At 70.7% G+C, this 24,226-nt stretch carries 32 protein-coding genes; 16 read left to right on the forward strand and 16 right to left on the reverse strand.

All coding sequences use genetic code 11. The features are described 5' to 3' along the window. Position 1 precedes the first annotated feature (1 nt). From G5B31_RS09115 to G5B31_RS09125, 3 genes are read left to right on the forward strand one after another with little or no spacing between them, the layout of a single operon-like run. Positions 2-745 (forward strand): BtpA/SgcQ family protein, encoded by a 744-nt coding sequence (locus G5B31_RS09115; RefSeq protein WP_165016388.1) that lies wholly within the window; start codon positions 2-4, stop codon positions 743-745. Then, a complete protein-coding gene (locus G5B31_RS09120) occupies positions 742-1,224 on the forward strand; it encodes an ureidoglycolate lyase (RefSeq protein ID WP_165016390.1) in 483 nt (160 codons plus the stop codon). The genes G5B31_RS09115 and G5B31_RS09120 overlap by 4 nt, the downstream gene beginning before the upstream one ends. Next, positions 1,221-2,144 (forward strand): carbohydrate kinase family protein, encoded by a 924-nt coding sequence (locus G5B31_RS09125; protein ID WP_165016392.1) that lies wholly within the window; start codon positions 1,221-1,223, stop codon positions 2,142-2,144. The genes G5B31_RS09120 and G5B31_RS09125 overlap by 4 nt, the downstream gene beginning before the upstream one ends. On the opposite strand, the gene G5B31_RS09130 is transcribed toward G5B31_RS09125, so the two are convergent. From G5B31_RS09130 to folK, 10 genes are all read right to left on the reverse strand, one after another. Further along, positions 2,145-2,483 (reverse strand): DUF1491 family protein, encoded by a 339-nt coding sequence (locus G5B31_RS09130; protein ID WP_165016394.1) that lies wholly within the window; start codon positions 2,481-2,483, stop codon positions 2,145-2,147. It abuts the gene before it with no gap. Further along, positions 2,476-3,399 (reverse strand): GTPase Era, encoded by a 924-nt coding sequence (era, locus tag G5B31_RS09135; RefSeq protein ID WP_165016396.1) that lies wholly within the window; start codon positions 3,397-3,399, stop codon positions 2,476-2,478. Before era ends, G5B31_RS09130 begins: the two co-directional genes overlap by 8 nt. After that, positions 3,392-4,081, reverse strand: coding sequence for a ribonuclease III (gene rnc / locus G5B31_RS09140; RefSeq protein ID WP_165016398.1), 690 nt, complete (start codon positions 4,079-4,081; stop codon positions 3,392-3,394). Before rnc ends, era begins: the two co-directional genes overlap by 8 nt. Further along, positions 4,082-4,867: a signal peptidase I gene (lepB, locus tag G5B31_RS09145; protein ID WP_165016400.1), complete on the reverse strand. Its 786-nt coding sequence runs from the start codon at positions 4,865-4,867 to the stop codon at positions 4,082-4,084. 52 nt (positions 4,868-4,919) lie between these two features. Next, a complete protein-coding gene (gene acpS, locus G5B31_RS09150) occupies positions 4,920-5,333 on the reverse strand; it encodes a holo-ACP synthase (protein ID WP_165017129.1) in 414 nt (137 codons plus the stop codon). Between the two features lie 70 nt (positions 5,334-5,403). After that, on the reverse strand, positions 5,404-6,156 hold the full coding sequence (locus G5B31_RS09155; RefSeq protein WP_165016402.1) for a pyridoxine 5'-phosphate synthase: 753 nt from the start codon (positions 6,154-6,156) through the stop codon (positions 5,404-5,406). A gap of 291 nt (positions 6,157-6,447) precedes the next feature. After that, positions 6,448-7,137 (reverse strand): DUF2062 domain-containing protein, encoded by a 690-nt coding sequence (locus G5B31_RS09160; protein ID WP_240904356.1) that lies wholly within the window; start codon positions 7,135-7,137, stop codon positions 6,448-6,450. A 78-nt stretch (positions 7,138-7,215) separates the two neighbouring features. Beyond that, the gene (locus G5B31_RS09165; RefSeq protein ID WP_165016407.1) at positions 7,216-9,333 is read right to left on the reverse strand and encodes a bifunctional (p)ppGpp synthetase/guanosine-3',5'-bis(diphosphate) 3'-pyrophosphohydrolase; all 2,118 of its coding nucleotides are present in this window, start codon (positions 9,331-9,333) and stop codon (positions 7,216-7,218) included. A gap of 42 nt (positions 9,334-9,375) precedes the next feature. Continuing rightward, on the reverse strand, positions 9,376-9,729 hold the full coding sequence (gene rpoZ / locus G5B31_RS09170; protein ID WP_165016410.1) for a DNA-directed RNA polymerase subunit omega: 354 nt from the start codon (positions 9,727-9,729) through the stop codon (positions 9,376-9,378). Positions 9,730-9,889: 160 nt separating this feature from the next. Continuing rightward, a complete protein-coding gene (gene folK / locus G5B31_RS09175; RefSeq protein ID WP_346763899.1) occupies positions 9,890-10,459 on the reverse strand; it encodes a 2-amino-4-hydroxy-6-hydroxymethyldihydropteridine diphosphokinase in 570 nt (189 codons plus the stop codon). A gap of 154 nt (positions 10,460-10,613) precedes the next feature. On the opposite strand from folK, the gene G5B31_RS09180 reads away from it, so the two are divergent. The 7 genes from G5B31_RS09180 to G5B31_RS09210 all read left to right on the forward strand — a co-directional run bounded on the left by G5B31_RS09180 (position 10,614) and on the right by G5B31_RS09210 (position 15,176). Further along, positions 10,614-11,186 carry an NYN domain-containing protein gene (locus G5B31_RS09180; RefSeq protein WP_165016413.1) on the forward strand — a complete coding sequence of 191 codons (573 nt, stop codon included), beginning with the start codon at positions 10,614-10,616 and terminating at the stop codon, positions 11,184-11,186. A 52-nt stretch (positions 11,187-11,238) separates the two neighbouring features. Beyond that, the gene (locus tag G5B31_RS09185) at positions 11,239-11,685 is read left to right on the forward strand and encodes a YqaA family protein (RefSeq protein WP_346763900.1); all 447 of its coding nucleotides are present in this window, start codon (positions 11,239-11,241) and stop codon (positions 11,683-11,685) included. 357 nt (positions 11,686-12,042) lie between these two features. Continuing rightward, on the forward strand, positions 12,043-12,996 hold the full coding sequence (gene ispH / locus G5B31_RS09190) for a 4-hydroxy-3-methylbut-2-enyl diphosphate reductase (RefSeq protein ID WP_165016416.1): 954 nt from the start codon (positions 12,043-12,045) through the stop codon (positions 12,994-12,996). Then, positions 12,996-13,466 (forward strand): hypothetical protein, encoded by a 471-nt coding sequence (locus G5B31_RS09195; protein WP_165016418.1) that lies wholly within the window; start codon positions 12,996-12,998, stop codon positions 13,464-13,466. The genes ispH and G5B31_RS09195 overlap by 1 nt, the downstream gene beginning before the upstream one ends. 69 nt (positions 13,467-13,535) lie before the next feature. Next, positions 13,536-14,000 (forward strand): ribonuclease HI, encoded by a 465-nt coding sequence (rnhA, locus tag G5B31_RS09200; protein WP_165016420.1) that lies wholly within the window; start codon positions 13,536-13,538, stop codon positions 13,998-14,000. A gap of 20 nt (positions 14,001-14,020) precedes the next feature. Further along, entirely contained in the window at positions 14,021-14,647 is a 627-nt protein-coding gene (locus G5B31_RS09205; protein WP_165017139.1) for a trimeric intracellular cation channel family protein, read from the forward strand. 31 nt (positions 14,648-14,678) lie between these two features. Then, positions 14,679-15,176 carry a transcriptional regulator gene (locus G5B31_RS09210; RefSeq protein WP_165016423.1) on the forward strand — a complete coding sequence of 166 codons (498 nt, stop codon included), beginning with the start codon at positions 14,679-14,681 and terminating at the stop codon, positions 15,174-15,176. A 4-nt stretch (positions 15,177-15,180) separates the two neighbouring features. Here G5B31_RS09210 and G5B31_RS09215 read toward each other — a convergent pair whose 3' ends face one another. The 4 genes from G5B31_RS09215 to def (G5B31_RS09230) all read right to left on the reverse strand — a co-directional run bounded on the left by G5B31_RS09215 (position 15,181) and on the right by def (G5B31_RS09230) (position 17,717). Continuing rightward, complete coding sequence (locus tag G5B31_RS09215) at positions 15,181-15,414, reverse strand: GlsB/YeaQ/YmgE family stress response membrane protein (protein WP_165016425.1); 234 nt, start codon at positions 15,412-15,414, stop codon at positions 15,181-15,183. A gap of 405 nt (positions 15,415-15,819) precedes the next feature. Then, entirely contained in the window at positions 15,820-16,713 is an 894-nt protein-coding gene (gene fmt / locus G5B31_RS09220; RefSeq protein WP_165016426.1) for a methionyl-tRNA formyltransferase, read from the reverse strand. A gap of 21 nt (positions 16,714-16,734) precedes the next feature. Next, on the reverse strand, positions 16,735-17,232 hold the full coding sequence (gene def / locus G5B31_RS09225) for a peptide deformylase (protein WP_165016428.1): 498 nt from the start codon (positions 17,230-17,232) through the stop codon (positions 16,735-16,737). Next, complete coding sequence (gene def / locus G5B31_RS09230) at positions 17,229-17,717, reverse strand: peptide deformylase (RefSeq protein ID WP_165016430.1); 489 nt, start codon at positions 17,715-17,717, stop codon at positions 17,229-17,231. Before def (G5B31_RS09230) ends, def (G5B31_RS09225) begins: the two co-directional genes overlap by 4 nt. 18 nt (positions 17,718-17,735) lie before the next feature. Between def (G5B31_RS09230) and G5B31_RS09235 the strand changes: the two genes are divergently transcribed. After that, the gene (locus G5B31_RS09235) at positions 17,736-18,176 is read left to right on the forward strand and encodes a hypothetical protein (protein WP_240904357.1); all 441 of its coding nucleotides are present in this window, start codon (positions 17,736-17,738) and stop codon (positions 18,174-18,176) included. Between the two features lie 14 nt (positions 18,177-18,190). Here G5B31_RS09235 and def (G5B31_RS09240) read toward each other — a convergent pair whose 3' ends face one another. Next, the gene (def, locus tag G5B31_RS09240; RefSeq protein WP_165016434.1) at positions 18,191-18,706 is read right to left on the reverse strand and encodes a peptide deformylase; all 516 of its coding nucleotides are present in this window, start codon (positions 18,704-18,706) and stop codon (positions 18,191-18,193) included. A gap of 172 nt (positions 18,707-18,878) precedes the next feature. On the opposite strand from def (G5B31_RS09240), the gene G5B31_RS09245 reads away from it, so the two are divergent. Together G5B31_RS09245 and G5B31_RS09250 are read left to right on the forward strand one after the other, a co-directional pair. Next, complete coding sequence (locus G5B31_RS09245) at positions 18,879-20,048, forward strand: MalY/PatB family protein (protein WP_165016438.1); 1,170 nt, start codon at positions 18,879-18,881, stop codon at positions 20,046-20,048. Between the two features lie 18 nt (positions 20,049-20,066). Next, entirely contained in the window at positions 20,067-20,603 is a 537-nt protein-coding gene (locus tag G5B31_RS09250; RefSeq protein WP_165016441.1) for a murein L,D-transpeptidase family protein, read from the forward strand. A gap of 75 nt (positions 20,604-20,678) precedes the next feature. On the opposite strand, the gene G5B31_RS09255 is transcribed toward G5B31_RS09250, so the two are convergent. Next, positions 20,679-21,032, reverse strand: a complete 354-nt coding sequence (locus G5B31_RS09255) for a hypothetical protein (protein ID WP_165016444.1) — start codon at positions 21,030-21,032, stop codon at positions 20,679-20,681. Positions 21,033-21,231: 199 nt separating this feature from the next. Between G5B31_RS09255 and cbiB the strand changes: the two genes are divergently transcribed. From cbiB to G5B31_RS09270, 3 genes are read left to right on the forward strand one after another with little or no spacing between them, the layout of a single operon-like run. Next, positions 21,232-22,164 carry an adenosylcobinamide-phosphate synthase CbiB gene (gene cbiB, locus G5B31_RS09260; RefSeq protein ID WP_165016447.1) on the forward strand — a complete coding sequence of 311 codons (933 nt, stop codon included), beginning with the start codon at positions 21,232-21,234 and terminating at the stop codon, positions 22,162-22,164. Continuing rightward, positions 22,146-23,306, forward strand: coding sequence for a peptidoglycan-binding protein (locus tag G5B31_RS09265; RefSeq protein WP_165016450.1), 1,161 nt, complete (start codon positions 22,146-22,148; stop codon positions 23,304-23,306). Before cbiB ends, G5B31_RS09265 begins: the two co-directional genes overlap by 19 nt. Further along, positions 23,306-24,223 carry a glycosyltransferase family 2 protein gene (locus G5B31_RS09270; RefSeq protein WP_165016453.1) on the forward strand — a complete coding sequence of 306 codons (918 nt, stop codon included), beginning with the start codon at positions 23,306-23,308 and terminating at the stop codon, positions 24,221-24,223. Before G5B31_RS09265 ends, G5B31_RS09270 begins: the two co-directional genes overlap by 1 nt. The last annotated feature ends 3 nt before the right edge of the window (positions 24,224-24,226 follow it).

Genomic DNA, 24,226 nt, shown 5'->3' on the forward strand with positions numbered 1-24,226 from the left:
GATGACCGCGCTCGGCGGCACCTTCGCGGTGCCGAAACCCATCCTCGGGATGCTGCACCTCGGCGGCGACACCCCCGCCGACCGGCTGGCGCAGGCGCTGGAAGAGGCGCGGATCATGGCGGGCGAGGGCATCGACGGGCTGGTGGTCGAGAACTACTTCGGCGATGCCGGGGATGTGGAACGGGTGCTGGAGCGCCTGCTGGCGCTGGACCTCGGTCCCCGGATCGGCATCAACGTGCTGCACGACGACGCCCGCGCCTTCGCGCTGGCCCGGCGCTATCCGGTGGCCTTCCTGCAGATCGATTCCATCTGCGGCCACCTGCCGCCCGACCGGGACGCCGCCTTCGCCGAGACGCTGGCCGCCGACCGCGCCGGCACGGGCGCGCTGCTGTTCGGCGGGGTGCGCTTCAAGTATCAGCCGGTGCTGTCCGGCCGGTCCGAGGCCGAGGACCTGCGTCTCGGCGCCGCCCGCTGCGATGCGCTGGTGGTGACCTCCGACGCCACCGGGCAGGAGACCGATCCCGCCAAGATCCGCCGCTTCCGCGCCGCGACCGGCGGGCGGCTGCCGCTTCTGGTCGGGGCGGGCATGACCGAGGCCAATGCCGCCGCACAGCTGGCGCTGGCCGACGGCGCCATCGTCGGCAGCTGGCTGAAGGAAGGCCATGTCGACAAGGGCCGCGTGGCGCCGGCGCATGTCGCGCGCTTCATGGCCGCGGTGCGCCGGGCGCGGGCGGAGGCGGCATGATCCTGCGCGCCCTGCCCCTGACCGCCGAGGCCTTCGCCCCCTTCGGCCGCGTCTTCGACCTGACCGGCGCGCCCGGCGATGGGGTGCGGCCGATGTCCGGCGACGGCTGGACCGACAGCTACACCCTGGCCCCGCTGATCGACGGGCCGGGCCACCTGGGCCTGACCCAGGGCCCCGCCGCCCCCTGGGACTGCCGCCTGATGGAGCGCCATCCCCGCACCGAGGAGGCGCTGTTCTGCGCCGGCGCGCCCATCGTGCTGGCCGTCGCCCCCGGCAGCGCGGCGCCCGCACCGCTGGCGGAAACGCTGCGCGCCTTCGTCATCCGGCCCGGGCAGGTGGCGGTGATGGAGCGCGGGGTCTGGCACGACGCCTGCCGCGGGCTGGACGGCCCCACGCCCTATCACTGGATGGCGACCTGCGGTCTCGGCCCCGACCCCTGGGTCGAGGTGGCCGGCGGCCCGGTCCGGGTGTCGGCATGACCGCCTTCTTCATCGGCGACGTGGCGCTGGACGAATATTTCACCGCCGAGCGCTGGCCGGGCCTCGCCGACAAGGATTTCGTCGACGAGCTGCCGGCGGAATGCGGCGGCTCCATCGCCAATGCGGCGGTGGTCCATGCCGCGCTCGGCGGCGGGACCGAGTTCATCTCGCTGCTGAACGACAGCGCGCTTTCCGACCGGCTGGTCGCCGATCTTCAGGCCAACGGCGTCTCGACCCGCCACATGTTGCGCCAGCCCGGCATCCCGGAGTCGCGCAACCTGATCTTCCTGGTCGGCGGCGAGCATGTGGTGCTGACCCTGCGGATGGGGCAGCAGCCGATGCCGCTGCCGCCCGCAACCATGGCGGCGCTGCGCCGGCCCGGCTTTCTCTACACCACGCTCTACCGCGCCCGCCGGCTGCAGGAGGCCGGGGGGACGCTGGCCCGGGCCGCCCTGCTGACGGACCTGCGCCGCCATGGCCGCCGCACCGTCTTCGACCTCGACGTCGGCGGCGCGGCGGAAGCGGACGCGGCCTATCTGCACGGGGCCGAGGTGGTGATCTTCAACCAGGTCGGCTTCCGCGCCACCTTCGGCCATGACGACCTGGCCAGGGCCGAGGACTGGCGCCGCGCCCATGGCATCGCCCGGCTGGTCCGCACCATGGCCGAGGACGGCGCCGAGGCGCTGGACCGCGGCCGGACGCTGCGGGTGCCGGGCCACCGCGTGAATGTGGTGGATGTCACCGGCGCCGGCGACACCTTCGGCGCGGCGCTGACCTGGGGCCTCGGCCAGGGCCATGGCTTCGGCGCGGCGCTGGACTTCGCGGTCGCCGCGGCCTCGCGCTCGGTCACCCGGCACGGCCCGCGCGGCGGCAAGGCCGGAGTCGATCAGGTGCGGGCCTGGCTGGCGGCGCGCGGCTGATCAGCCGTCCAGCCCGTCCTCCTCCAGCAGGGTCCGGCCTTGCCGGTCCTCGACCTCGATCACCCAGAGGTCGGGGTCCCGCCCGCCCTCGCGCGCCAGCGCCGCATCCACCTGAGTTTCCGCCCCTTCGGCCAGCACCTGCCAGCGGCGGGTGTCGCTGGCGAAGTCCCATCGCCGCACGAAGGCCCGGGCCTGCCCGTCCATCGTCGCCAGCTTGACGATCACCGCGCCCGAGGTCTCGTCGCCGCGCCGCGCCAGATAGGCCGGGATCGCCGCCAGCCGCAGCCGCGCCAGATAGGCCGCGACCCAGAGGCCGGAGGCCAGCCGCGGCTCAGCCATCGCCGTCCTTGAAGTCGAGGCCCATCTCGGTATAGCGCTCGGCCTCGTCCAGCCAGTTCGGCCGCACCTTCACCGTCAGGAACAGATGCGCCGGCCGGCCGAGGAATTCCGAGATCTCCGCCCGCGCCGCCGCACCGATGGCCTTGATCGTCTCGCCCTTGTGGCCAAGGACGATCCCCTTGTGCCCCTCGCGCGCGACATAGACCACCTGGTCGATCCGGGCCGAGCCGTCGGCGCGCTCCTCCCATTTCTCGGTCTCGACGGTCAGCTGGTAGGGCAGTTCCTCGTGCAGCCGCAGGGTCAGCTTCTCGCGCGTCATCTCGGCGGCGATCATCCGCACCGGCAGGTCGGCCAGCTGGTCCTCGGGGTAATACCACGGGCCCTCGGGCAATTCGCCCGCCAGCCAGTCCTTCAGGTCCTCGACCCCGTGGCCGCGCTCGGCGCTGATCATGAAGGTCTTGGCGAAGGGGAAGGCCTCGTTCATCTTCTGCGCCAGCGCCAGCAGGACCTCGGCCTTCACCCGGTCGATCTTGTTGATCGCCAGCGCCACCGGCTTGCCCCTGGGCATCTCGTCGCGCAGGCGGTCGATGATGGCCTGCGTGCCCTCGGTCAGCCCGCGATGCGCCTCGATCAGCAGCACCACAATGTCGGCATCGGCCGCGCCGCCCCAGGCCGCCTTGACCATGGAACGGTCCAGCCGCCGCCGCGGCCGGAAGATGCCCGGCGTGTCGACGAAGACGATCTGGCTCTGCCCCGCCATGCAGACGCCGCGAATGCGCGCCCGGGTGGTCTGCACCTTGTGGGTGACGATCGACACCTTCGCGCCCACCATGCGGTTCAGCAGCGTGGACTTGCCGGCGTTCGGCTCTCCGATCAGGGCGACGAAGCCCGCGCGGGTGGGTTCCGTTTCAGCCATCCCCGGCCTCCATTCGTTCGAGCAGCGCCCTTGCCGCCGCCTGTTCCGCCGCGCGTTTCGACCCCGCAGCGGCCTCGGCCGCCTCTCCGCTCGCCAGCGAGACCAGCACGGTGAAGACCGGCTGGTGGTCCGGGCCCTTGCGGCCGGTCTCGGCATAGGCGGGGGGCGGCATCCCGCGGGCCTGCGCCCATTCCTGCAGCGCGGTCTTCGGGTCGCGGGCATCGGCCTCCACCGTGCCGATCCGCGCGCCCCAGAGCCGCAGCACCAGCGCCCGCGCCGCCTCGAAGCCGGCATCCAGATGGACGGCGGCGATCACCGCCTCCATCGCGTCGCCCAGAAGCGCCTCTTTCCGGCGACCGCCGGACAGCATCTCGGACCGGCCCAGCTTCAGCACATCGCCCAAGGCCACCTCGCGCGCCACCTCGGCGCAGGTCTCCTTGCGCACCAGCGCGTTGAAGCGCGGTGCCAGCTGGCCTTCGGTCGCGGCCTTGTCGGCGGCCAGCAGTGCCTCGGCCATGGTCAGGCCGAGCACGCGGTCGCCCAGGAATTCCAGCCGCTGGTTGTCGGGCCGGGTGGCCGAGCCGATGGAGGCATGGGTGACGGCGCGCAAAAGCAGTTCGGGACGGCGGAACTCGTGCCCGATGCGGGCCTGGAAGGCCAGGAGGTCCGCCGAGAGCCGCACCTATTCCACCGGCACGAAGTAGCGGTCCGACCGCCAGGTCCAGAAATACAGGATGCGGCGGCCGGCGGAGGAGAAGATGATCCGGTCGGCGCGGCCGATCAGGTTCTCGGCCGGGACGAAGCCCACGCCGCCCACCTTCTGGTCGAAGCGGCTGTCGGCGGAATCGTCGCGGTTGTCGCCCATCACGAAGTAATGCCCCGCGGGCACGGTGAAGATGCCGGTGTTGTCGCCGGCGCCGCGGGCGTCGATGTTCAGCACGTCATGGCTGCGACCGCCCGGAAGCGTCTCGGTGAAGCGCGATTTCTTGCAGACCGCGCCGTCGCCAACCGGCGCATTCTCGCAGCGCGGGCGGTTGGCCATCGGGCCCTGCGGCTCCATCACTTCCTCGAAGATGCCGGCGGGCTCCTGCGGCACCATCTCGCCGTTCAGGTAGAGGACGCCCTCCTTCATCTGCACGGTGTCGCCGGGCAGGCCGACCACCCGCTTGATCAGGTCGTCGCCCTTGACCGGATGGCGGAACACCACCACGTCGCCGCGTTCGGGATCGGAGCCGAACAGTCGGCCCGAGAAGGGGCACATGGCGAAGGGGCAGGAATACTTGGAATAGCCGTAGGCCATCTTGTTGACGAAGAGGAAGTCGCCGACCAGCAGCGTGTCCTTCATCGAGGACGACGGAATCCAGAACGGCTGGAAGAACAGCGTGCGGAAGACGCCCGCGATGATCAGCGCCCAGAACACGGTCTTCACCAGTTCCCACACGCCCTCTTCGGATTTCGCCTTCGCCATCTGCTGCCTCATCTGCCTGTCGGGCCGCTTCTTGCGCGGCGGGGGTGGGGAGTCAAGTCGCGGGGCCTGCGACCGGCCGCGCCTCGATCACCACGAAGGCCTGCGCCCAGGGGTGGTCGTCGGTCAAGGTGACATGGATCACGGCCTCGTGGCCGGCGGGCGTCATCTGCGCCAGCCGCTCGGCCGCCCAGCCGGTGACATGCATCACCGGCTGGCCCGAGCGCAGGTTGGTCACCGCCATGTCCTTCCAGCCGATCCCCATCCGCAGCCCGGTGCCGAGCGCCTTGGAACAGGCCTCCTTCGCCGCCCAGCGTTTGGCATAGGTCGCGGCCACCTCGCGGCGGCTTTCCGCTTTCCGCTGCTCGGCTTCGGTGAAGACGCGATTGCGGAAACGGTCGCCGAACCGGGCCAGCGTGGCCTCGATCCGGTCGATGTTGGCAAGGTCGGTGCCGATGCCGAGGATCACCGCCCGCCCCATGCGCGACGCAAATTCCTTAGAAGGAATTTGCCAAAATTCTTCAAAGAATTTTGGCGGCTCATCGGATGCCCCGCGCTTCGTCCATCCGCCGGCGCATCTCCTCGATCGCCGGGCCGAGGCCGCGGTAGATCGCCTCGCCGATCAGGAAATGGCCGATGTTCAACTCCATCACCTCGGGAAAGGCGGCGACCGGGGCTACGTTGTCGTAGGTCAGGCCATGGCCGGCATGGACCTCCAGCCCCAGCGACTGCGCCAGCGCCGCACCCTTGCGCAGCGCGGCCAGTTCCGCCTCGGCCTCGTCCTGGCGGCCCTCGGCGTGGAGGTCGGAGTAATGGCCGGTGTGCAGTTCCACCACCGCCGCGCCGATGCGGGCGCTGGCCTCGATCTGCGCGGGCGCGTGGCCGATGAACATCGAGACGCGGATGCCCGCCTCGCGCAGCGGCGCGATATAGGCGGCCAGCCGGGATTCATCCCCCGCCACGTCGAGGCCGCCCTCGGTGGTGCGTTCCTCGCGCCGTTCGGGGACGAGGCAGGCGGCATGGGGTTTCAGCCGCAGCAGGATCGCCTGCATCTCCTCGGTGGCGGCGCATTCGAAGTTCAGCGGGATGCCGATGCCGGCGGCCAGCGCCTCCATGTCGGCGTCGCGGATATGGCGGCGGTCCTCGCGCAGATGGGCGGTGATGCCGTCTGCCCCCGCAGTCTCGGCCAGGATCGCCGCGCGCAGCGGGTCGGGCCAGGCCGAGCCGCGGGCATTCCGCACCGTCGCCACATGGTCGATGTTGACCCCCAGTCTCAGCCGCCCGCCCGCCATGACGCCGCTCCGTTTCCCTGTTCCCCAGTCGGGCCGCAGACTAGGGCGGATCGCCAGCCCCCGCAACCGCGGGCGGTGGGACGCATGGGCCGGGCGAGAACAGGCGAGGACTGCCTCGCCCCCGCCCGCGCGCAGCGGTTCAGCCGGAGACGGTGCGGCACATAATCCCGGGAGGCCAGCGCCCGACCCGGCGGGCGCTGGCCGGGACCTATGGCCCGGCCGGGACAAGGTGAGCCGTTGCGCGGTGGCGAAGGCGATAGGCTTCGCCAAGGCCGACGGAGACGGCAGCAGCTACGGCGCCCCCGGGCCGTCGTCGCCTTCGCCTTCCCCGGCCTCGCCGTTCTCGCCGCGGTGCTTCAGCCGCTGCGCGGCCTTGGCCACCGCCTCCTTCAGCCGGCTGCGCCGCTCCTTCCGCTCGCTCGCCTTGGCGGCGCGGGCCTTCTGGTAGGCCTCGACCAGCGGGATGGTGATGTAATAGGCGATCACCGACAGCACGATGCCGGGGCCGAGCGCGCCGATGAAATAGGGCCAGTAGATCTCGTGCCAGAACCGGATCAGCCCGTCCCACCGCGCCACGTCGTGGGTGAAGATCGACTTGATGTTGAACCACAGGTCGCTGCCCGCGATCTCGGTCGCGGTGCGGATGTAGTCCCAGCTGAGCGGCTTCTCGATCCCCAGGATCCAGTGGCCCAGGGTCATCGCCAGCACGGCGAAGAAGGGCGTCGTCACCGGATTGGTGTTGAAGGTCGCCAGCAGCGCCGCCAGCAGGTTGCCGCGGATCGCCCGGCTGGCGGCCCAGGCGGCGATGAACTGCAGCCCCGGCAGCGGCAGGAAACCGATCAGCGACCCGGCGAAGACCCCGCGGGCGATGCGGTGCGGCTGGTCCGGCAGCCGGCGCATCCGGTAGATCACATAGCGCGTGGCGCGCTTGAAGCCGGAACGGGGGTAGACCTGCTCGCGCAGCCAGGCGCCCCAGCCCATCGGATCCCTTCGCTTGAAGACCAAACCTAGCTTCCTTCCATTCCGGGCCAGCGCGGCCCGGCCTTCCCGCAGCCCCGGTCAGGGCTTGCGCGACAGATCCCGGTGGCGACTGATCTGGGCCACGTCCGTCTCGGCTTCAAGCGCGGTCATGACCTTGTGCAGATGTTCGACATCGCGCAGGTCCACGTCAACGATCAGCCGGTAAAAATCCGGTTTGCGGTCCGTGAACCGCAGGTCCGAGATATTGGCCTTCTGCTCTCCGATCAACGTGCAAATCCGCCCCAGCACGCCGGCGTCGTTCGAGATGGTCAGGTCGAAGGACACCGTATGCACCGCGGGATGGCGGCCGGTCTTCCAGTGCAGGTCGACCCAGCGGCCGGTCTGGCTTTCGAACTCCTCCAGCGCCGGGCAGTCGATGGCATGGGCCACCACGCCCTTGCCGCGATAGGTGATGCCGACGATCCGCTCGCCCGGCAGCGGCTGGCAGCAGGGCGCGCGGATCAGCGACTGGTCGGCGGCCAGGCCGAGGACCGGGCGCTTGCCGTCCACCTCCTCGGCCTGGGCCATCGACAGTTCGGGGTAGAGCAGCTCCACCACCTTGCGCGCGGCGATCTCGGCGCTGCCGAGGCGGGCCAGCAGGTCCTCCTCGCCGGCAAGCCCCATCATCTTGGCCGCGGTGCGCAGCGCCTTGTCGGTGGCCTTCTTGCCGACATGGTCGAAGGCGGCGCGGGCCAGTTCGTGCCCCAGCCGGACGAAGCGGCCGCGGTCCTCGGCCCGCAGGCTGCGGCGGATCGCCGCCTTGGCGCGGCCGGTGGCGACGATGTCGATCCAGCTGGGCTGCGGGCGCTGGCCCTCGGCGGTGATGATCTCGACCGACTGGCCGTTCTTCAGCCGGGTCCACAAGGGCACCCGGATGCCGTCCACCTTGGCGGAAACGGTGGAATTTCCGATCCGCGTATGGATGGCATAGGCGAAATCCAGCGGCGTCGCCCCGCGCGGCAGCTGGATCACGTCCCCCTTCGGCGAGAAGCAGAAGACCTGGTCGGAATACATCTCCAGCTTGACGTTTTCCAGGAATTCGTCGTGATCCTCCTCGTCCAGCCTTTCGGTCAGGCTGGCGATCCACTTGGCCGGATCGACCGCGAAGGGATTCTGCGCCCGCACGCCCTCGCGATAGGACCAATGCGCGGCGACCCCGGCTTCGGCCACCTCGTGCATCTCGCGGGTGCGGATCTGCACCTCCACCCGCTTGCCGTCGCGTCCCGAGACGGTGGTGTGGATCGAACGGTAGCCGTTCGACTTCGGCTGGCTGATGTAGTCCTTGAACCGCCCCGGCACCGCCCGCCAGCGCTGGTGGATCACGCCGAGGATGCGGTAGCAGTCCTGCACCGAGCCGCAGATGACCCGGAACCCGTAGATGTCGGACAGGCGCGAGAAGGCCAGGTCCTTTTCCTGCATCTTGCGCCAGATCGAATAGGGCTTCTTGGCGCGGCCGTAGACATCGGCCTCGATCCCGGCCTTCTCCAGCTCGTGCCTGATGTCGCCGGTGATCTTGTGGACCACATCGCCCGATTCCTTCTGCAGCACCAGGTAGCGGCGGAGGATCGAGTTGCGGGCCTCGGGGTTCAGCACCTTGAAGGCGAGGTCTTCCAACTCCTCGCGCATCCACTGCATCCCCATCCGGCCGGCGAGGGGGGCGAAGATCTCCATCGTCTCGCGGGCCTTCTGGGCCTGCTTCTCCGGCTTCATCGACCGGATGGTGCGCATGTTGTGCAGCCGGTCGCCCAGCTTGACCAGAATCACCCGCAAGTCCTTGGACATCGCCATGAACAGCTTGCGGAAGTTCTCGGCCTGCTGGCTGCCGGCGTTGGACAGTTGCAGGTTGGTCAGCTTGGTCACGCCGTCGACCAGCTCGGCCACGTCCTCGCCGAACAGCTCGGCGATCTCGCCGTAGGTGGAGCGGGTGTCCTCGATGGTGTCGTGCAGAAGAGCGGTGACGATGGTGGCGTCGTCCAGCCGCTGCTCGGTCAGGATGGCGGCGACGGCGACGGGATGGCTGAAATAGGGCTCGCCCGACTTGCGGAACTGGCCCTCGTGCATCTTCAGCCCGTAGGCATAGGCCTTGCGGATCAGCTCGGCATTGCAGCGCGGGTTGTAGTTGCGGACCAGGGCGATGAGGTCTTCGACGTCGATCATCGCCACCCTGCCCGCGGGGCGTCAGCCCCGCCAGTCCTTGCCTTAATGCTCGCCCTGGGCTTCCATCAGCGCGCGGAGGAGCTTCTCCTCGGACATGTCGTCCACCACCGGGCGGTCGATCTCGCCGGTCATCAGAAGGGCCATCTGGTCCTCTTCCGGCTCGTCCACCTCGATCTGGGTCTGGTGCGATTCGATCATCCGCTCGCGCAGGACATCGGCCGACTGGGTCTCGTCGGCGATCTCGCGCAGGGCGACGACGGGGTTCTTGTCGTTGTCGCGGTCGATGGTGATCGGCGAGCCCGAGGCGATCTCGCGCGCACGATGGGCCGAAAGCAGAACCAGCTCGAAGCGGTTCGGAACCTTGTCAACGCAATCTTCGACCGTCACGCGGGCCATGGGTCACCTCTGTCGCCTGGGCGGGGAGTGGCCTATCTATGCCGGAAGATGCCGCTTGACAAGCGAAGATCGCACAAAATGCCGTGTGCCGGCGGGGGATCCTCCCGCGCCTCCGGCTCGTCGTCGCGAGGAGCGGCGAAGCCAGGCGACGAGCCGCCCGTCAGAAAGGCACCACCTCGTCCCGCGCCGTCTGCGGCAGGGCCTCCAGCATCTGCCGCACCGTCAGCCCCAGCCGCGGATGCCGCCAGTCCGGCGCGACCTCGGCCAGCGGCACCAGCACGAAGGCGCGGTCCTGCAGCCGCGGATGCGGCAGGATCAGCCGGTCCGGCGCCTGCCGCGCCTGCTCCGCAGCCGGCAGGTTGCGCCACCTGTCCTGCGTCTCCGCATCCGGCCGCACCGAATCGCCTATCGCCAGCAGGTCGATGTCCAGCGTCCGCCCGCCCCAGCGTTCCAGCCGCTCGCGGCCGAAGCGCGCCTCCACCCGGTGCAGCGCGGCAAGGGTTTCCGTCGGGTTCGCCAGCACCGGCCCGGTCACCGCCGCCGCCGCATTGGCGTAATCCGGCCCGGCGCCGGCGGGAAAGCAGGGCGTCCGCCAGATCCGGCTAAGCCTGCCGATATGCAGCCCTTCCTCCGCCAGCGCCTCAGCCGCCGCCGCCAGGGTCTCCCGCGGGCTGCGGCCGGCGAACGGCAGGTTCGCGCCGAAGGCGAGCAGGGCCTCTACAGACATCATGTCGCGCAAGCTTGACCTGTTCTATTGTTGACTTGCCGTGCCGCCGTGCCGACGCTATCCACGGCAGGTTCCCCGATGGATTTCACTAGTCCACATTGACCACTCGCGGAAGTCCGTTTGGCGGAGCATTGTATTTGTCGAGGGGAAAGTACCAATGTTCTACAAGGACGAACGGCTCGCGCTGTTCATCGACGGGTCGAATCTCTACGCCGCCGCAAAGGCGCTTGGCTTCGACATCGACTACAAGCTTCTGCGGATGGAATTCATGCGCCGGGGCAAGCTGTTGCGCGCCTTCTACTATACCGCGCTGCTGGAGAACGAGGAGTATTCGCCGATCCGCCCGCTGGTGGACTGGCTGCATTACAACGGCTTCACCATGCGCACCAAGCCGGCCAAGGAATACACCGACAGCCAGGGCCGCCGGAAGGTGAAGGGCAACATGGACATCGAGCTGACGGTCGATGCCATGGAGCTGGCGCCCCGGGTGGACCATGTGGTCCTGTTCTCCGGCGACGGCGACTTCCGGCCGCTGGTGGAAAGCCTGCAACGGCAGGGGGTGCGGGTCTCGGTGGTCTCGACCATCCGCAGCCAGCCGCCGATGATCGCCGACGAGCTGCGCCGCCAGGCCGACAACTTCATCGAGCTGGACGAGCTGCGCGACGTGATCGGCCGCCCGCCGCGCGAGCCGCGGCCCGCGACGGAAGAGGCCGCGGTCGGCGCCAAGTGATCTGGCCGCGGGCGGTTTCCGCCCCCGGCCGGGCCGCACCTCCTGGGGAGAGGTGGCGGCCGTCCCGGGCGCCGGCGTGACCGGCCTCGCCGGGCTGTTCCTGGCGGCCTTCCTTGCCGCCACGCCCGTTCCCGTTCCATCGGAACCCGTGTTCCTTGGCCTTATGGCCACGGGCCGGGCACTGCTGCCGCTGGTGCTGGTGGCCTCGGTGGGCAACATCCTCGGCTCCTGCGTGACCTATGTCATCGGGCGGGCGGCGGAGCGCCTGAAGCACCGGCGCTGGTTTCCGCTGCCGCCCGCCGCGCTGGAGCGTGCGCAGCGCTGGTGGGCCCGCTGGGGCCTGTGGTCGCTGCTTCTGTCCTGGGCGCCCGGCGGCGACGCGCTGGTGGCGCTGGCCGGGCTGATGCGGGTGCCGCTCTGGCGCTTCCTGCTGCTGGTGGCGCTGGCGAAGACCGGCCGCTACGCCGTGCTGGCGCTGGCGGGGGCGGCGGTGATCTGAGGCACCGCCTCGGCACTGAAGGACGATCTCCGGTCCGGCCGGGCGGGATCAGGCGAGGCACTGCCTCGCCCCGCCCGTGCGCGACCTATCACCCGGAGACGGAGGCAGCACGAGACCCGGAGAGGCCAGCGCCCGACCCGGCGGGCGAGAAGCGCCCGCCGAGGGCGGGGCGGGCGCTGGCCGGGCCTTTGGGGCCCGGCCGGACAGGGGGCACCGTTGCGCTGTGGCGAAGGCGATGGCCTTCGCCAAGGACACCGAACGGGCAGCACGGCAACCGGCCCGCGCCGATCTCGGCCGCCGCACTGGACGCCGCCGCGCTTTGCCCCTACCTCTGGCACCAGCCCCGAAGGACCCTCCATGCCCAGCCGCCCGCCCCTCACCCTCTACCTCGCCGCCCCGCGCGGCTTCTGCGCGGGCGTGGACCGGGCGATCAAGATCGTCGAGATGGCGATCGAGAAATGGGGCGCCCCGGTCTATGTCCGGCACGAGATCGTCCACAACCGCTTCGTGGTCGAGGGCCTGCGCGCCAAGGGCGCCGTCTTCGTCGAGGAGCTGGCGGAATGCCCCGACGACCGGCCCGTGGTCTTTTCCGCCCATGGCGTGCCGAAGTCCGTCCCGGCCGAGGCCGCCAATCGCCGGATGATCGCGGTGGACGCCACCTGCCCGCTGGTCACCAAGGTCCACAACGAGGCCGCCCGCCACCATGAGGCCGGCACCCAGCTGATCTACATCGGCCACGAGGGTCACCCCGAGACCATCGGCACCATGGGCCAGCTGCCGCCGGGCGAGGTGCTGCTGGTCGAGACGGTGGAGGATGTCGCCCGCCTGCAGGTCCGCGACCCCGAGCGGCTGGCGCTGATCACCCAGACCACTCTCTCGGTGGACGACACCGCCGCGGTGGCCGCCGCGCTGAAGGCGCGCTTCCCGGCGATCCGGGTGCCCGCGCATGACGACATCTGCTACGCCACCACCAACCGGCAGGCGGCGGTGAAGGCGATGGCGCCGAAGATCGCCGCGCTTCTGGTGATCGGGGCGCCGAACAGCTCCAACTCCCGGCGGCTGGTCGAGGTGGGACGTGCGGCGGGTTGCGCCTATTCCATGCTGGTCCAGCGCGCCACCGACATCGACTGGCGCGCGCTGGAGGGCGCCCGCGCCATCGGCATCACCGCCGGCGCCTCTGCCCCCGAGGTGCTGGTGAACGAGGTGATCGACGCCTTCCGCGCCCGCTACGACGTCACGCTGGAACGGGTGGAGACCGCGGTCGAGGACATCGAGTTCAAGGTTCCCCGCATCCTGCGGGAGCCCGCCTGATGCGCCGGCTGGTCCTGGCCCTGGCCCTTTCCGCCGCGCCTTTGCCCGCGCTGGCGCAGGAGATGCTGGCGGAATATCGGGCCCATTCCGGCAGCCTGCCGCCGCAATACGCCTGGAGCGTGACGGCGACCATCGCCGCCGACGGCGCGGTCGCGCTGACGCATTGCACGGGCTACGAGACCGAAGGCCCGGCCTGCACGACGCGCCGCGGCAAGGCCGCCGCAGCCGGGCTGCAGGCGATCCGCGAGGCCGCCGTCGCCAGCGGGTTGATCGAGACACCTGCCCCCGAGAGCGACGAGATCATGGTCGGCGGCGGCTCGGTCCGGGGCCGGGTCCGGATCGACGGCGCGGGAATCGCCCTGCCCGCGCAGCCCGCCCCCGAGGATGCCGCCCGCGTCGCCGTGGTCCTGTCCGCCATCCGCAGCGCCATCCCCGCCGGGCTGGCCGCGGGCTTCCTCGAAGGCGACTGACCGCCCTTCCCGGGCTTGCGCCCCGCCCCGGCCCGGCCTATCCCCGGGGCCCAAGCCGCAAGGACGCCCATGCCCGACCTCTTCGCCTATACCGACGGAGCCTGCTCCGGCAATCCCGGCCCCGGCGGCTGGGGCGTGCTGCTGATCGCCCGCGAGGGCGCGCAGGTGATCAAGGAGCGGGAACTCAGCGGCGGCGAGGCGGAGACCACCAACAACCGCATGGAGCTGATGGCGGCGATCTCGGCGCTGGAGGGGCTGACCCGGCCCTCCATCATCACCATCGTCACCGACAGCGCCTATGTGAAGAACGGCGTCACCGAATGGATCCACGGCTGGAAGCGCAAGGGCTGGCGCACCGCCGGCGGGCCGCCGGTGAAGAACGCCGATCTCTGGCAGCGGCTGGACGCGGCGCAGGCCCGGCATCAGGTGACCTGGCGCTGGATCAAGGGCCACGCCGGCCATGCCGAGAACGAACGCGCCGACGCGCTGGCCCGGGCCGGGATGGCGCCCTACAAGAAGGCCCCCGCGCCGTGACGCCCGCGACCCTGCTGCAGATGCTGGACTACGCCTCGGTCGCCGTCTTCGCGGTGACGGGAGCGCTGGCGGCCTCGCGCAGCCAGCTGGACATCGTCGGCTTCATCTTCATCGCCTGCCTGACCGCGACCGGCGGCGGCACCACCCGCGACGTGATCCTGGACCGCACCGTGTTCTGGGTCGCCGACCCGGTGATCCTGGCGGTGGCCACGGCAGCCGCGGTGGCGGTCTTCCTGGCCGCGCATCTGCTGGAAAGCCGCTACCGCGCGCTTCTGTGGATCGACGCCTTCGCGCTGGCCGTCGCCGTGCCCGCCGGCGTCGCCGCCGCCACCGGAACCGGGCAGGCCTGGCCGATCGTGCTGGTGATGGGCACGATCACCGGCTGCCTAGGCGGTCTCCTGCGCGACGTGGTCTGCAACGAGGTGCCGCTGGTGCTGAAACAGGGCGAGCTTTACGTCACCTGCGCCTTCGCCGGCGCCCTTGCCGCCGTGCTGGCCGCCCGCGCCGGGCTAGGGCCGCTGCCGGTGCTGGCGCTCTGCGCCGCGGTGACGCTGACGCTGCGGGCCGGAAGCCTGGCCTTCGGCTGGCGGCTGCCGGTCTACCGCGCCCGCCCGCCCCGCCCGGAAAGCCCCAAGCGCGGGCCTTGAGGCGGGCCGGGCGCCCGGCTACAGTCGCCGCATGGCCCGCCCGAGAACCCTTCCCGACAGCGCCGTCCTTGGCTCCGTGCGGCAGTTGCTGGCGGCGGGCGGCGACAAGGCCGTCAGCTTCGGCACCGTCGGCCGGGCCACCGGGCTTGCCCCCTCCACGCTCGCGCAGCGCTACGGCAGCGTCGCGGCCATGCGCGCGGCGGCGATGCAGGACGGCTGGCAGGTCCTGTCCGAGGCCACTGCCGCCACCATCGACGCTGCCGCCGGCAAGGGGCCGCAGGGCCTGTTGAAGGCGCTGGATGCGGTGGCGGGCGAGGCGGGGCTGCTGCTGGCCGGCTCCACCGGCGAGGCCGCCCGTGCGCGTGCCGCCGACTGGCGGCGGATGGTGGAGACGGCGCTGGCCCTGCGGCGCGGCAGCGGCGAGAAGGCGCGCGAGGGGGCGGCGATCCTTTTCGCCGCCTGGCAGGGGCAGGCGCTGTGGGGCGGCGACGGTTTCCGGCTGAAGGATGCGGCGAAACGGCTGGGCTAGGCGGTCAGCGCATGTAGCGCTGCCACAACCAGACCAGCAGCAGCGCGCCGAGGAAGGCGCCGACGAACCCCGCCGCCGCGCCGAGCGACAGGAGCAGCACCCGCAGCACCACCCCGCCGATCAGCGCCCCGAAGACGCCGAGGGCGATGGTCGAGGGCACGTCCGTGTTCACCCGCATCACCCGCGTGGCGAGGAAACCCGCGGCGGCGCCCACGATCATCAACATCACGAAGGGCATCGGCATCTCTCCTTGGTCCTGCGATGGATATGGGGGCCGTGGAGAGGGCGCGGAAGAGAGGAGTGGATGAAATCGGCGGTCATCGGGGGCCGGGCACGAACGCTGATGAGCCCATAGCCGCCATCGGGATGGGGCACCTTCGCGCCACCTATCCGATGAAGCTCCGGCCGGGTTAACAGGCGCGGAACCCGCCCCCGGCCAGCGCCCGACCGCCCCCCGGGCGGGCGCTTCTGCGCCGTCATTTGCCGCTCCAGCCGGGGGAGAAGCCGCACCATAAAGCGCTGCCCGCGCACCGTTGGCAGCGCCCACCCGCGGTCGGGCGCCGGCCTCCGTTGCGCACGGATGACCGCAATGTCCGGCAGCCACCTGCGCGGCACTTCCCGAAACCGTCGTTCCGCGGAGCCCTCACCCCAGCCGATCCGGCAACTTCAGCCCCTTCAGCACCTCCGCCGCCGGCATCGGGCGCTTGCCCTCGCGCTGCGCCTCCAGCACCTCCACCGCGCCGGTGCCGCAGGCGATGGTGAAGCCGTGCAGCACCTGCCCCGGTTCCCCCTGCCCCTCGGCCAGGCGAGAGCGCAGCAGTTTCACCCGCTCGCCGCCCACCTCCACCCAGGCGCCGGGGAAGGGCGAGAGGCCGCGGATCAGCCGGTCGACCTCGGCCGCCGGCCGGGAGAAATCCACCCGCGCCTCGGCCTTGTCGATCTTGGCGGCGTAGGTCACGCCCTCGGCGGGCTGAGGAATGGCCGGCAAGGGCAGGCGGTCCAGAACCTGCAGGATCAGCCCGGCGCCAAGCACGGACAGCCGGTCGTGCAATTCCGCCGCGGTCTCCTCGGCGCCGATCTCCAGCGCCTGCCGCAGCAGCACCGGGCCGGTGTCCAGCCCGGCCTCCATCCGCATGATGCAGACCCCGGTCTCCCGGTCGCCTGCCATGATCGCCCGCTGGATCGGCGCCGCCCCGCGCCAGCGCGGCAGGAGGGAGGCATGGATGTTCAGGCACCCCAGCCGCGGCGCGTCCAGCACCGGCTGCGGCAGGATCAGCCCATAGGCCACCACCACCGCCACATCGGCCTTCAGCGCCGCGAATGCCTCCTGCTCCGCCGCCCCTTTCAGCGACACGGGATGCCGCACGGGCAGACCGAGGTCCTCGGCCGCAACCTGCACCGCCGACTTCCGCTCCGCCTTGCCGCGGCCCGCCGGACGCGGCGGCTGCGCATAGACGCAAGCCACCTCGTGCCGCGCCGCCAGCGCCCGCAGGACGGGCACCGAGAACTCCGGCGTCCCCATGAAGATCACCCGCATGAAACCTCCGTAGGGCGGGGTTCACCCCGCCATCTTCTTCGCCTTGCGCAACAGCATGTCCCGCTTCAACCGGCTCAGCCGGTCGAAATACATCCGCCCCGCCAGATGGTCGATCTGGTGCTGGACGCTGGTCGCCCAGAGATCGACGAAATCCCGCTCCTCCACCTCGTCGGCGGCATTCAGGAACCGCACCGTCACCGCCCGCGGCCGGCTGACCACGGCGGAGACGCCGGGCAGGTTGGGCGAAGCCTCCTCGTGCTCGCGCAGCTTGACGGAAGCGTGCAGCACCTCGGGGTTGGCCATCAGCACCGCCTGCCCGCGCGCGGTGGAGCAATCCACCACCGCCAGCCGCAGCGGCACCCCGATCTGCACCGCGGCGAGGCCGTAACCGGGCATCGCCTCCATCGTGTCCACCATGTCGCGCCAGATCGCCCGCACCTCGTCGGTGATCGCAGCCACATCGGCGGCCGGGGTCCGCAGCAGCGGATGCGGCCAGGGCAGGCAGGGGCGGGCGGTCATGCGACCACCTCGGCTTCGGCCTGCGCGCGAGCCTCGGGCGACAGCCGGTCCAGCGTCAGCACGCCGTCGAGATGGTCGTATTCATGCTGCGCGCAGACCGCCGCCATGCCGGTCAGCAGGTCCTCCTGCACCTGCCCGTCGAGGTCGATCCAGCGCAGCCGCACCGCCTCGGCCCGCTCCACCAGCGTGGTGGGGCCGGGGATCGACAGGCAGCCCTCCGGCCCGACCAGCCGGGTGTCGGAGGACCACAGGATCTGCGGGTTCACCGCCACCACCGGGGTCGGGGTGCCCTCCTTCCAGCCCACGTCCATCACGAACAGCCGGACCATCGCCCCGACCTGCGGCGCCGCCAGCCCGCGGCCCGGGGCGGCATACATCGTCTCCAGCATGTCCGCCGCCAGCACCCGCAGGTCCCCTGACAGCACGGCGGGCGCGCAGGCGGAGGACAGCCGCGGATCGGGCCAGCGCAGGATGGGCAGGATCATGCGGGATTCCTTTCGTGCATGGCGGCCGGATTAGCGCTATCTCTGGGCGAAGTCACGCCCGAGGTCCTCATGCGCCGCATCCTGCCCGCCCTCTGCCTTGCCGCCCTGACCCTCCCCGCCCAGGCCGACGGCGGCGTCACCGTCAAGCTGCCCGACCCCGGCCAGATCGCCGCCGCCGCCAGCCCCGATTTCCTGATGGCGCTGGTGATGGCGAACGTCGCCGGGATGAACTGCCCCGGCTATGCGCTGTCCGACGGCGAATGGGCGCTGGTCACCGGCACCGCCGACCGGGTGGCGGGGGCGCTGCAGATCGGCACCTCGGCCTATGACGAGGATTACTACGGCCCGGCCTTCGCCGCGCTGGACCAGCCCGGCACCTGCGACCGCGAAGGCCCGAAGATCGCCCCGCTGATCCAGCGGCTGAAAAGCATGGGCGGCGGCACCGACCCGATCGGCTGACGCCGGACGCCCGTTCAGGCCAGCCGCGCGCGCTCGCGCTTCAGCTTTTCCATCTTGCGGGTGATCATCTGCCGCTTCAGCGGACCGAGATAGTCGATGAACAGCTTGCCATCCAGATGGTCCATCTCGTGCTGGACGCAGGTCGCCCACAGCCCCTCGAAGGTCCGCTCCTGCCCGGCCCCGTCCAGATCCGTCCAGCGCACCGTCACCGCGGCGGGGCGGCGCACCTCGGCATATTGCTCGGGGATCGACAGGCAGCCCTCCTCATAGGCCGAGACATCCTCCGACGCCCAGACCGTCATCGGGTTGATCAGCACCATCGGCTCGGGCGGACCATCCTTGATGCAGTCCATCACCAGCAGCCGCTTCGTCACCCCCACCTGCGGCGCGGCCAGCCCGATGCCGGGCGCGTCATACATCGTCTCCAGCATGTCGGCGGCCAGCCGCCTCACCTCGTCGGTGATCTCGGCAATCGGCTCGCAAGCCTTCTTGAGACGCGGATCGGGATGGATCAGGATGGGGCGGATCATGGCCCGGATGTAAGGGATGCACCTGCCCTGGCGCAAGGGCGGGACTCAAACAGGATGATATTCTGATATATTCCGACTTATCGGATCATAATTCCATATTATAACATTGATCCGGCACATCTTCCCTTGTATCACCCAAGAACAGGAACATCCCTCCAGCATGAGCGACCCGATGAGCTTTGACGCCCCCGTGAACCGTCTCGGAACCCATTGCGTGAAATGGGACATGATGCAGCCGCTTTACGGCATCGCGCCGCAGGACGGGCTGGCGATGTGGGTCGCCGACATGGAATTCCGCCCCCCCGCCGCGGTGCAGGAGGCGCTGGAGAAGATGACCGCGCACGGCATCTACGGCTATTTCGGCGACGACCGCGCCTATCTGGACGCCATCCGCTGGTGGATGGAGATCCGCCACGGCTGGACCGTCGACCCGTCGCATGTCTTCACCACCCACGGGCTGGTCAACGGCACCGGCCTCTGCGTCGACGCCTTCACCGTCCCCGGCGATGGCGTGGTGCTGATGACCCCGGTCTACCACGCCTTCGCCCGGGTGGTCCGCGCCGCCGGGCGCGCGGTGGTGGAATGCCCGCTGGCCCTGCGCGACGGCCGCTACGAGATGGACATCAAAGCCTGGGACGCGCAGATGACCGGGCGCGAGAAGATGCTGATCCTCTGCTCGCCGCACAACCCCGGCGGCCGGGTCTGGACGCGGGACGAGTTGCAGGCCACCGCCGACTTCTGCCGCCGCCACGACCTGATCCTGGTCTCGGACGAGATCCACCACGACCTGCTCTACCCCGGCCGGAAGCATCATGTGATGACCAAGATCGCGGGGATCGAGGACCGGCTGGTGATGATGACCGCCGCCACCAAGACCTTCAACATCGCCGGGTCCCACACCGGCAACGTGATCATCGCCGACCCCGCCCTGCGCAAGCGCTTTGCCGAGCGGATGGGCGCGCTCGGCCTCTCGCCCAATTCCTTCGGCCTGCACATGGTGACCGCGGCCTATTCGACCGAAGGCGCGGCGTGGGTGGATGCGCTGATGGCCTATCTCGACGGCAACCGGCGGCTGTTCGACGCAGGCATCGCCGCCATCCCGGGGCTGAAGTCGATGCCGCTGGAGGCGACCTACCTGGCTTGGGTGGATTTCTCCGGCATCGGCATGGCTCCGGCGGAGTTCATCGCACGGGTGGAGAAGGGCGCGCGGATCGCCGCCAACCACGGCGACAGCTTCGGCAAGGGCGGCGAGAACTTCCTGCGCTTCAACATCGCCGCGCCGCGATCACAAGTCGCTGAGGCGGTGGCCCGGCTGCAAGATACCTTCGCCGACCTGCAATAGCCGCGCTAGAACCGGGCGATGCGCGTTCTTGCCCGCCTGTTCTCCGCCCTGACCCTCGCCGCCCTGATCGCCGGGGCGGCGATGCTCTGGCTGCGCCCGCCGGCGCCGCCGCCCGGCCCCGAGATCGCGCTCTCCGGCCCGCTCGACCGCATCCTGATCGAGAAATCCGCCCGCCGGATCACGCTTTTCCAGAGCGGCCAGCCGGTCCGCATCTGGCCCATCGCGCTCGGCTTCGCGCCCGAAGGCGACAAGCAGCGCGAGGGCGACGGCCGCACCCCCGAGGGCAGCTTCACCATCGACCGCCGCAACGCCGGCTCCGCCTATCACCTGTCGCTCGGCCTCGACTACCCGCAGCCGGACCACATCGCCCGCGCCCGCGCCGCCGGGCAGTCCCCGGGAGGCGACATCATGCTCCACGGCCAGCCCAATGCGGTGCCCGAGCCGATCATGGTCCCCGGCGACTGGACCGCCGGCTGCATCGCCCTGACCAATGCGCAGATGCGGGAAATCTGGGACCACGCCCCTATCGGCACGAAAGTCGAAATCCGCCCCTGAAGGCGGACCCGCATTTCATCTTGGCTCAAATACTCCGGGGGTCCGGGGGCTGGCCCCCGGCGGTTTCCCCAGGCGTCACGCCCGCGGCAGATATCCCGCCGGCGCATTCTCGCCGCGCCAGAAGTCCAGCGGCGCGGTCTCCGACACCGGCGAGGCGCGCTTGAAGTCGCAGACCAGTTCGCCGTTCTCGGCGGTAGAGGCGACGATCAGGCATTGCAGCACATGCCGCGGCCCGTCGTAAAGGTCGACCAGCCCGCGCAGCCGGCCCGGCGCAAGGTCGCCGTCCAGCGCGAAGCCGTCCTGCCAGAAGCGCAGCACCGGATAGACCGCGCCGCCCACCTGCACATGCAGCCGCGACCGCCGGCGCTGGTCGCGCTTGCGCGCCGCCTCCAGCCCCTCGCGCACTTCCTTCGGCAGAAATTCCAGCATCGCCGCATCCTCTCCTTGGGTTCCATCCTCGGCCCGAACCCGCCAAAATCAAGACAAGCCCTTGATGCGCCTCGGCTGTTGCGAAAATGTGAAGCCGGCGTGACTGTTTTGCCGCAGCGCCCCACACCCGCCGGCTGAACACCGCCGCGCAGCGAAGATGCTTGCACTCCTACGCTCCGGCGGCGAACCAGTTCCCGCCATGACCTCCCCGATTCTCGCCCTCGCCTTGATTCTCGACGCCCTCTTCGGCGAGCCGGACTGGCTCTGGCGCCGCCTGCCGCATCCCGCGGTGCTGATCGGCCGGCTGATCGCGGCGCTGGACCGCCGCTTCAACCGCCCGCCCGGTGCCCGGCTGGCGGGCACGGTGATGGCCGCGGGCCTTGCGGTCTTCGCCGCCATGCTGGGCTGGCTGATCCACCTGATCCCGGATTACGGCATCCTCGAATGCCTGACCGTCGCCGTCCTGCTGGCGCAGCGCAGCCTGGTCGATCACGTCCGCGCCGTCGCCGCCGGCCTGCGCCGCGGGCTCGACGACGGCAAGCGCGCCGTCGCCCTGATCGTCGGCCGCGACACCGCGCCGATGCGGGAACCCGACGTCGCCCGCGCCGCCATCGAATCCGCCGCCGAGAACCTGTCCGACGGCGTGATCGCCCCGGCCTTCTGGTATCTGGTCGGCGGCCTTCCCGGCCTGCTGGTCTACAAATTCGCCAATACCGCCGACAGCATGGTCGGCCACATGACCCCCCGCCACCGCGACTTCGGCTGGGCCTCGGCCCGCTGGGACGACCTCTTGAACCTGATCCCGGCCCGCCTGACCGCGCTGCTGATCGCGCTGACCCATGGCTGGATCGACCCGCGCCCCGTCCTGCGCGACGCGCCGAAGCACCGCAGCCCCAACGCCGGCTGGCCGGAATCCGCCCTGGCGCCGGTGCTGAACATCTCGCTGGCCGGGCCGCGCAGCTATGGCGGCCGGATGCAGGATTTCCCCTGGGTCTGGCCCGAGGGCCGCCGCGACCCCGGCCCCGCCGAGATCGACGCCGCCTGCCGCGCACTCTGGCGGGCCTGGGGCGGGATGCTTGCCCTCACGCTGCTTCTGGCCCTAACCTGCCCGACATGCGCGCCGCTCTTCTGACCCTCGCCCTTGCCGCGACGCCGGCCGCTGCCGCCCCCTGCGGCGGCGATTTCGCGGCCTTCCTCGACGCGATGGCGGCCGAGGCCTTGGCGCAGGGCCTGCCGCCCGATGCCGTGAAAACCTTTTTCACCGACGCAAGGCAGGACCAGCGGGTGCTGCGTTCCGACCGCGCGCAAGGGGTGTTCCGCAAGACCTTCCTCGATTTCTCGCGCGCGCTGATCTCGCAGAACCGCCTTGCCACCGCCAAGGCGAAATCCGCCGAGCTGGATGGCATCCTCGCCCGGGCCGAGGCCGAATACGGCATCCCGCGCGGCATCCTGCTGGCCTTCTGGGCCTTCGAGACCGATTTCGGCCAATTCCAAGGCGACTTCAACACTCGCAACGCGTTGTTGACCCTGGCCCATGACTGCCGCCGGCCGGAGCTGTTCCAGCCGCAGGTCCTGGCCGCCATCGCCCTGCACGCCGCGGGCGATTTCCCGCTGGACACCACCGGGGCCTGGGCGGGCGAGATCGGCATGGTGCAGATGCTGCCGAGGGACATCCTCGACCGCGGGGTGGATGGCGACGGCGACGGCCATGTCCGGCTGAAATCCTCCGCCGCCGATGCGCTGCTCTCCGGCGCCGCGCTCTTGCGCCATCACGGCTGGCGGGCGGAGGAGCCCTGGCTGACCGAGGTCGCCGTGCCCGAGGGTTTCGACTGGTCGCTGTCCGGCCTGCACACCGAACAGCCGGTGGAATCCTGGGCCGCGCTCGGCGTCGCGCCGCGCAGCGGCACCTTGCCCGCGGGCCTGCCCGCCACGCTGATCGCGCCGCAGGGCCGCAAGGGGCCGGTCTTCCTGGCCTATCCGAACTTCCGCGTGCTGTTCGAGTGGAACCAGAGCTTCACCTATGTCCTGACCACCGCCTATTTCGCCACCCGGATCGAGGGCGCCGCCGCCTATGCCGCCGGCAACCCCGATCCCGCGCTGTCGCCCGAGCAGATGGAGGAACTGCAGCGCAAGCTGCAGGCGCTCGGCCATGACGTCGGCAAGATCGACGGCATCCTCGGCGCCGGCACCCGCGACGCGGTGCAGAAGGAGCAGCGCCGGCTCGGCCTGCCCGCCGACGCCTGGCCCACGGCCGAGCTGCTGGACGCGCTCTGATGGCGGCGGCGCTGCCGGACTGGGGGCTGGTCGCCACGGTCAGGGCCGCGCCCGAGAAGGTGGCGGCCTTCGTCGCGCATCACCTGTCGCTCGGCGCCGCGCGGATCTGGCTTTACTTCGACGATCCCGCCGACCCGGCGGTGGAGCCGCTGTCGCGCATCCCGCAGGTCACCGCCACCCGCTGCGACGACGTGCATTGGGAGCGCCTGCGCGGCCGCCCCGACCGCCACCAGAACCGCCAGTCGAAGAACGCCCGCGCCGCCTACAAGGCCTGCCTGCTGCCTTGGCTGGGTCATATCGACGTCGACGAATTCCTCTGGCCTTCTCGCACCGTCGCCGAAATCCTCGCCTCGCTGCCGCCCGGTCAGCCCACCCTGCGGATGGAGCCGTTCGAGGCGATGCACGACCCCGCGCTGCCCGACGACATCTTCACCGCCCGGGCTTTCCGCGGCCCGCTGAAGCAACGCTTCGCCCATCTGCGCCCCGCTGTGCTCGGCAGCTATGCCGGGATCCTGCCCGAGGGCCACCTGTCGCACACCAACGGCAAGAGCTTCTTCCGCACCGGCATTCCCGACCTGTCGCCCCGGCTGCACGGCGCCTTCCTGAAGGGCGAACGCCTGCCCGGCCCGCCCTTCGACCGCCGCCTGCCGCTGCTGCATTTCCACGCGCAGGACCGCGAGGACTGGCTGAAGGCGCTGCCCTTCCGGCTGACCCGCGGCGCCTACCAGTATCATGCCGGGATGCAGGCCCATCTTTCGGCAGCCGGGCCGGAGGAGATCGGCTTCTTCTACGACCGCACCCAATGCCTGTCCCCCGACCTCGCCGCCCTGCTGCGCGAGGAGGGCCGGCTGATCGAGGCCGACCTGCACCTGCGGGAAAAGGTGGCGCAACTGGTCCGGGGGGCTGCGGGAGAATAGACA

It is taken from the genome of Rhodobacter sp. SGA-6-6 (genome assembly GCF_011043545.1).
Lineage (GTDB): Bacteria > Pseudomonadota > Alphaproteobacteria > Rhodobacterales > Rhodobacteraceae > Pseudogemmobacter.